The following is a 5,801-nucleotide window of genomic DNA, read 5'->3' on the forward strand; positions in this document are numbered from 1 at the left end:
GCCGTCCACCACGTAGTCGCAGTCCCGGGGCACCTCCTCGGCCGTGAGCAGCAGGACCACCAGGGTCCGGGAGAGCGCCTCCGTCAGGGCCTTGATGGCCCGCGAAACAGTGGGCTGCGACACACCCAGGATCTCTCCGATCACCGCCTGCACGATGTTCTGACGCAGGTACATCAAAGTCGCCCGCAAAGACCCGGACAGGCCCAGGATCGGCGGATAACCCTCAACACCCTCCTCGCGCAGCCAGGCGAGCAGCCCGTCGAACTCATCATCGGTCAATCCCGTGGTACACTCCATCATGATGGCCCACTCCTTCCGGGGTCATGGCTGTTGTTTCTCAGACGCCCATGATACCCCACGGGGATGGGCCATCATCATATCGCCCCCCGGAAATGACCCAGGACACACCCAGAATAACCTTCCTATTCCTTGAACCCATCGGGGTCCTTGACTCTGATCATGAACCCATCCCTCACCTGTCGCGGGAAGAAACTTTCCCCAAGTCCAGAAGACCCTGCTCACTCCAGTCCCGGCCCGCGGCGCGGGCCCCGAACTCGGCGGCCGCCGCTCCCCCGGCGGGGCGGGCCCGCGGCGCGGGCCCTCGTCGTGCATGACGGACACGGGGACGTCGTGTCCGTCATACGCGACGTGAGCAATCGACCGCACTTCAATGTCCGCACCCATACCCGTGCCCGCGCCCCGCTCGCCGTGTCGCCGCGCCGCGCCCAGCAGCCCCGCCCCGCGCAGAGGCGGGGGAGGCCGCGCCTCGCGCAGGAGGCGTCCTCCGTGCAGGAGGCGTCCCCCCTCGCTCCGCCGTCGTACCTCGCGCTGGAGCCCCGCGCCCGGCGGCCCGTGCGGGAGCCCCCCGCGCCGGTCGCACCGACCCCGCCCCCCGCGGGCGGACCGCTGCCGCCCGCCGAGAACGAGCCGCGACACCCCGGCCTCGACGGCTGGCCCCTGGACGTGCTCTCCCGCCTCATCGCCCGCGACCCGCAGGACATCATTCTCATCGCCCCCGATCACCTCGCGCCCGCCGACCTCGTCGACCGGCTCGACGACGCCCTGGAGAGCACCGCCGCGCACCCCGGACCGGCCTGCGTCCTGCACCGGTGCCGGAGCCTGGCCGACCTGCGCGCCCGCGTTGCCACCAGCCCGCGCGCCGACGGCAGCAGGCGCACCGCCGTCGGCGCCCCGGACGCCGCCGCCGATCAACGCACCGTCGGCAACGGGCTCGCCGCTGCTCAACGCGCCGCCGCCCCGCGCCACGTCCTGGTCGTCATGGACGACGACCCCGTCGAATCGGGTCTGCCCCGCGCGGCGCGGGCGGCGGCCCGCGATCTCGGCGTCCCGGCGCTCATCGTCCTCACCGGACGGGGCTGGGAGGAGCTGGAGGACCTGGGCGGCGCCTCCCTCCTGCTGCCGGGGACCGTCGCCGTGGACGCCCGCCCCTCCCCCGGCTCCGCGGAGATCCTGGAATACCTGCGCGCGGCCGCCAGGCGGCTGGAGCAGTACCACGAGGTCACCATCCCCGAGCCGACGATCGCCGCCGCGGCGGCGGCCGTCCCGTCGGAGGGCGAGCAGGACCAGCCGCGCTTCGGAGAGGGACTGCTGGACCTGTGGGCGTGCCGGGGGGCGATCCTGGGGCGCCCGCGCATCCTGCCCCCGCAGGAAGACGACGCCCGGCCCGAGACCGCCGGGCCCGACGTCGAGCAGCTCTTCACCGCCCTGTCCTCCACGGTCCTGGGGCAGGAGGAGGCGTGCCGCGCCGTCGCCACCCAGGTGGCGCTGGGCGCCTCGGGGCTGCGCCTGGTGCGCAACCGGCCCCGCTCCGCCCTGCTGCTGGCCGGGGGCACCGGGACCGGCAAGACGCTGCTGGCGCGCACGCTCGCCGAGCAGGTCGGCCGGGGGCCCGAGCCGCTCATCCGGGTGGACATGGGCTCCCTCACCTCCGACCACCTCGGCTCGGCCCTGCTCGGCTCGCCCCCCGGCTACGTCGGCTCGACCAGCCGCGGCGGCTGGCTCACCACCCGCATCGAGGCGAGCCCGCGCGCCGTCCTCCTGCTCGACGAGGTGGACAAGGCCTCGCCCGTCCTGCGCGACGCCCTCCTGCTCGAACTCCTCGGCAACGGCACGCTCACCGACTACTCGGGCCGGACCGTGGACGCCTCCGGGCTGCACGTGGTCCTCACGGCCAACACCGGGGCCGAGGCCCTCACGCGCACGGCGACCGGATTCGGCGACGGGCACGACCGCCGCCACAACGCCGAGGCGCAGGTCCGGCGCCTCCTGCCGCCCGAGGTGTTCAACCGCCTCGACGCCCTCGTCCTCATGGCAGGCCTCGACCGCCCCCGCATGAGCGCGGTCCTCGACTCCGTCCTGGCCGACCTGTCGCAGGTGGTCGGCGCCGCCGGCTACGAGCTGGAGGTGGCGGCCCGGGTGCGCGAGCGGCTGCTCGTCGAGGCCCTCACCCGGCCCGACGGCGCCCGCCGCCTCCAGCGCACCGTGGAGCAGAGCCTCGCCGCGCCGCTGCTCGGGCGGCCCACCGGGAGTTACCGGGCGGTCGTGCACGACGGCGCGATCGCCGTCGATCCGCGCATCGCCGTCGGCCCGCCCGGGGAGCGCGCCGCACCGGCGTCGTCCCGCTGAGGAATAAACACCGCGCTGTCCCTTCGAAGGCCCGAGCAACCGGCTCGGGCCCCACCGAAGGAGGCAGCCATGCACCTCACCGAGGCCGAGAAGATCGAGCGCCACCGCATGTTCACGGTGCCCGCGCATCTGAGGACCACGGATCTCGGACCGGAGATCATTCCGCAGACGGTCTACATCGCATCCGACGCCAACCGGGGCGCCGTGGCCGAACTCCTGTCGGAGCGCGGGGCTCCGGAGCTGATCCGGTACGTCGGCGACCAGGGTCTCTACAACCAGATCCGACCCTCTCTGGAATTCGCCTATGAGAGCTCCGCGACCAAGCAGTTCCACGACTTCAGGCGTCATGGCGGGGGTTACGGCGTCAACCCCTTCCGCTGCACGTCGTCGGCTCCGCAGCGAACGGCCGACCTGACCCGGGCTACCTCCCAGGCCTGCGAGGCGTGCATGGACTTCGCTTATGCCGTCGTCTTCGGCGTGAGCTCGGACGACGACGATTTCGCCGGCCTCATCGTCAAACTCAACCGGGACGGCCGCAGGAACCAGAAGGCCAAGAGAAACCTTGCGGGTTTCTTCCGAACCGCAGTGAACAACAAGGCCATGGACCTCTTCCGCCACATCGCCAGCAGGAACGGGGGGATCGCGAGAATCGACGCCGATAGGGTTCCCGGCGACCTGTCCCCTGAGGCGAAAGAGATCGTCGCCATGCTCGTCAATAAGCTCAATGACTCCAGGTGCGTCTCCATCCCGCTGAGCGCCCTGTCCGATTTCTACGCCACGGCCTACGGGTGCGACGCCACCACCGCCATCAAGCGCGTGAGGGACCTCCTGGATAATGCCGCGACGGTCCTGAGCCGGGTCCGCACGAACGGCGGTGACTGGTGGACGATGCGAGTGACTGAGCCCCTCGAGCGCAATCGCGCCACGCCCTTTCTCCTCGGCGCGCACTACGACACCGGGGCCGACCGCCCACGGGAGCTCATCGACGTCATCGGTGGCGTGGTGGCCGTCGCACCGGGCCAGGAGAGCGCCGACTCCCTGCCCGCGGGCGGAGGCTTCCCGTTCATCGACGACGAGAGCACCCTCCTCAGCCGGCTCCGCCGCGCCCAGGGCCAGATCATGGAGTCCTTCGACTCCGCCGCCTACGCGGCCGACCCGGAGGGCGAGCGCCTGCGGCTGCTCCGGCTGACCACGGCCAAGATCGACTTCGTCGTCTCGCACTGCGCTCCCGACACGCTCCAGAGCCCCTCCTCGATGGGGATCGAGATCCGCCGCCTGGCGGTCCAGTGGGTCGACGACATCATCGCGTCGGAGAGGCTCGCGCGGGAACGGCTCGCCATGGCCGACGACGAGTAGGCGCACGGCCGGCCCCGCCCCGCGGCGGGCCCGGCGGCGGGATTCGCATCAGCGGGGTCCGCGGCGTCGACGGGTGCGCGGACCCCGCTGGTCCCCGGTTCTGGCGCCCTGGGAGGATCGTTCGGGTCGGCACTCCGGATGTATCCGGAAGTTTCCGCGTGATTGCGCGGTTCTGATGGCAGCATGGTCGAGTGCGGGGCGGAACGATCCTCCCAGGGCGCCATTTCCTGCCCCGGACGAGCCCCGCAGGGGATGAACCGAGCCCAACCGAGACGCATGGGACGTGCGGGACGTACGAGGTTTGGTCGGGATCGGGGCGAGGCGAGACGTCGACCCACGCGGCCGAGCGGCTGACAGGGCTCCTTGCACCCGGCGAGACCGGGGCGCGTCCTTGCGGGTCCCGTCCGGCCGTCGGTACGCCCGTCGTGGTCGTCGTCCGCCCCGTGGCCGCCCTCCCCGGAGGGTCCGCGGCGGAAGGTTGTTCAGATGTGGTTTTGAAGGCGTGGGGCGTGAGGGTCGTGGTGGCGGTCTGCTCGGGCGGATCCTCCTCGTCCGGAGGGTTGTTGCGGAGGCGTCCGGGCGCGCCTCCCGGGTGTGATGCGAGAGGTTATTGAGGGCGATGGGGCGCGGGGGCCGGCCGTGACGGTCCGCTCGAGTCGCCCCCGGGCGCGTCGGGGGTGAGGTTGGGCGCGGCGGGATTGGCGGGTCGGGCGTCGGGGACGGTCCGAGCGGCATCGGGGGCGATTCCGGCGCCCCGTCCCCGCTTCACCCCGATAGCGCATCTCGCATGGTGGTACAGCGTCTCACATGTCGTGACGCGCCCCGGCTCGCGAGATCGTCACTCAACCCGCGAGAACGTCTGCCAGAGGTACGTTCTCGCGGGTTGAGTGACGATCTCGGCGGTTACCCGACGATTCCGCGGACCACGGCGCCCGGCGCCGCCGCGCCCCGGACGCCGGGATGCGCACTCCGCCCCCGGGAACGACGATCGGACCGCCGTGGTCCAGCGGAACGCAAGTGGTCCGCATAGAAGAGCGCCACCGTGAACCCACTGAATAACCTTCCCGGGAGCTCCGCCCCGGTTTTCCACAGGTTCGATGATGGTGCTGGCGTCGGGGGCGCGGGTGCGGTTATGGTCGGGGCGTCGGCGCCCCGACCTGGGGACCCGGCCGGCACCTCGTACCTATCCGAGCGCGTCCCCCAATGGCGGTGGTTCAGCATGCTCCATGCACATCCCGCGCCCTCCCCGAGGGTCCCTCCCCCGGGCGGGCCCCCGGGACGCGCCGGAGCGCGCCGCCGCCGGGCGGCGCGCCTGATGGCGGTCGCGGTCGCGGCGGCGCTCCTGGCGGCCTGCTCGACGCCGCACGCCCCCACGGGGGCCGCCTCCCCCACGCCGGACCTGGAAGAGCGGATCGCCACCGCCAACGCCCGCAGACAGGCCACCGCCGACGCCTCCGCCGCCCGGGCCGCCACCGCGGCGGCCGACGCCGTGGCCGCCCTGAGCCCCCAGGAGCGGGCCCTGCGCGATGCCGCCCTGGCCGCGCCCGAACCCCAGCGCCCCGCCGAGGCCGACCAGCACGACCTCACCGGGGCCATCGCCGCCGCCCAGTACTTCATCACCCTCTACCCCTACGTCTACGCCACCGGCGACCTGACCGCCTTCCGCGCCATGAGCGACGCCACCTGCAAATTCTGCGACTCGGTCATCACAAGTGCAACTAATATGCATACTTCCGGAGGTTGGGCCGACCCCTGGGGGCAGCAGATCACCTTCACGTCGATCACGGCGGACGTCAGCA

General features: G+C 72.3%; 4 protein-coding genes. 3 read left to right on the top strand and 1 reads right to left on the bottom strand.

Annotated features, from left to right (window positions below; genetic code table 11):
* The coding region (locus G446_RS0113130) for a transposase family protein (RefSeq protein WP_026409876.1) at positions 1-300 on the bottom strand (300 nt) is incomplete at its 3' end.
* A 486-nt stretch (positions 301-786) separates the two neighbouring features.
* On the opposite strand from G446_RS0113130, the gene G446_RS0113135 reads away from it, so the two are divergent.
* The 3 genes from G446_RS0113135 to G446_RS0113145 all read left to right on the top strand — a co-directional run.
* Positions 787-2,646, top strand: coding sequence for an AAA family ATPase (locus tag G446_RS0113135; RefSeq protein ID WP_026410480.1), 1,860 nt, complete (start codon positions 787-789; stop codon positions 2,644-2,646).
* A 69-nt stretch (positions 2,647-2,715) separates the two neighbouring features.
* Entirely contained in the window at positions 2,716-4,002 is a 1,287-nt protein-coding gene (locus G446_RS0113140; RefSeq protein ID WP_026410481.1) for a hypothetical protein, read from the top strand.
* A 1,315-nt stretch (positions 4,003-5,317) separates the two neighbouring features.
* A partial coding sequence (locus G446_RS0113145; protein WP_245574716.1) for a DUF6318 family protein occupies positions 5,318-5,801 on the top strand: 484 nt, incomplete at its 3' end.

Origin of the sequence: Actinomyces dentalis DSM 19115 (assembly GCF_000429225.1) — a bacterium.
Lineage (GTDB): Bacteria > Actinomycetota > Actinomycetes > Actinomycetales > Actinomycetaceae > Actinomyces > Actinomyces dentalis.